The sequence below is a fragment of the Endozoicomonas sp. SESOKO2 genome (genome assembly GCF_024606245.1).
In the GTDB taxonomy this organism is placed as follows: Bacteria; Pseudomonadota; Gammaproteobacteria; order Pseudomonadales; family Endozoicomonadaceae; genus Endozoicomonas_A.
In genome coordinates this window covers 1-1,906 of record NZ_JAHHPQ010000357.1, presented here as the reverse complement: position 1 = coordinate 1,906, position 1,906 = coordinate 1, and the positions used below count along the sequence as shown (strand labels likewise).

The window sequence follows — 1,906 nt, the reverse complement described above, 5'->3', positions numbered from 1 at the left end:
GTGTGCCTGTTTTTATTGCTTTTTGTCGTTATTTTGGCATTCCATGTCGGCAAATCGCTAATCCTATCCATACTTTTGCTGAGTGTTCCCCGGATAGAGGCCAAACTTGGGAAAAAGTGAATTTGGGCGGAGAGCCTTTCGAGGAAACCAGAGTCACATCTAAATTCCAGCTCACCAGGAAGGTCAGTGGTTCTGGCAGTGAGTTCAAGAAGACCATGGATCTCCTGAAGAATGTCCTGAAAGATGCTGATCTGGCACAACAGCAAATTCTGGCTAAAGCCTGTGGAATGAGCCTCGAGGAACTGAACAATGCCCTTGAGACTGGCTGTGCGTTGCCAAACAATAATCTGAGTACTTTCGAAACAGTAAAGCACCTCTGGGAGGAAAAAGATCTAACCAGTTTTTCCATGGGCGCCTCAATGTTAGAGTCGCTGGAAACAGAGGCATTGGGCGAAGACGAGAAGACATTGGTCGGCAAAGTGATTCCAATCGGGGAATCACAACCTAAACCAATGTCGGAGGCACTCAAACAAATATTATCCAACAGTGATGAAGATCAGGTCACTGAAAAACTCAAATCACTCCATTCAAAAATGATTGATCAGGCCGGAACAAGCCCTGACCAGTGGTTGTGTTCAATGGTGGACGTACTGGCAAACAGTGATTTGACCCGTCCTTCGATTATTCACTTTGCCCGTGAAGCCCTGGATTCGGGTTGGCTGGATCCAGTGCCGACCTACGGCAGATTCGTTATAAACGCTGTTGAACATCATGAACTATTGGTGTGTCTGCAAAGTGTCGATGAACTGAACGTTAAAGCCACTCATTGTCTGAAAAAGTGGTATGAGGTATTGATGTCCGGGAAAAAAAAGAACCAGCAATGGCGGTGGCGGTCGCCTTGTAAAAAATTCCAGAAGAGAAAAGAGAATGCCTTCTTCATCACTCATCATCATGATGGGCATTCGCCATTCCTTGAAAATAAAATTGTCAGTCCATCCGTAGAGATTGCCTGGACGGACAAACCAGAGGGCGTTCCGAATATAGAACGACTGCTGGCGCAACAACCTGCCTTTGCGCAGTTCAACTCGGGCATGGGGAGCCACCGTCCGGTGATTATACTGGGGCAGCCCTCCCTGGACAGCGAAGTGATTAATGAAAAGGCCGAGGCCCTGTTTCAACGAAAACTTGAGAACAGCCCGGTCTTGAAGCAGATATTGGAAAAAATCAATCAATATGAGGCAATGGAACAACGATACTCAAATGCTCTCAGAGCAACGGATAGTAAGAAAGAAAAGCTTGATATCATAAGCAAGTACGAACCTACCCTAAAGTCCCTTGAGGTACCATTCAGTGAACAATTTCTGATTACTGGCATAAAAAACAAATGCAAGAAAGCGATTCAGCAGGTCTTCATTCATTATTTGTATGAAATGACACATTCGAAAGGTGGGCGCTTAACCTATTGTTGGGCCGATGCTTTCGCCGAGGGGGAAGACAATTGTGGCCTCTTTGGCGCTCATGATCCATCCTCACCAGCAGAGCTGTACGCCATGATGTATTTAATCAAGAGCTCTTCCTGGTCGCAGGAATCTATTAATGATGGCTACTTACGGCAAGCACATAACGCCAGAAACGCTCTGATTCTCAAAACCAATGAGCTGACAAAAATTGCCGAAGAGTTTTTCAGCAGTGTGAATTTGAATTCGATTTATGACTCATTGGATACATGATAACCATCTGCTCGTGATGAATTTTTTTTGAGATGGGCGACTTCCTTCCATGGCAACGAACTGCTGTCAAAATTGAACTTTCGTACTGCATAAAGGTCAAATTATAAAACAGTTTCAATTGAGTCCTTCAGATAGCAGTAGGGAGATTAACCATGGATGGTCAGATTGGTGGAGAA

Annotated in this window: 1 protein-coding gene; it reads left to right on the top strand. The window is 45.0% G+C overall.

Annotation, left to right across the window (positions count from 1 at the left end; genetic code table 11):
* Window positions 1-1,730, top strand: a 1,730-nt coding sequence (locus KDK17_RS08040) for a hypothetical protein (protein WP_257253369.1), incomplete at its 5' end; no start/stop codon positions are given.
* Window positions 1,731-1,906: the final 176 nt, after the last annotated feature.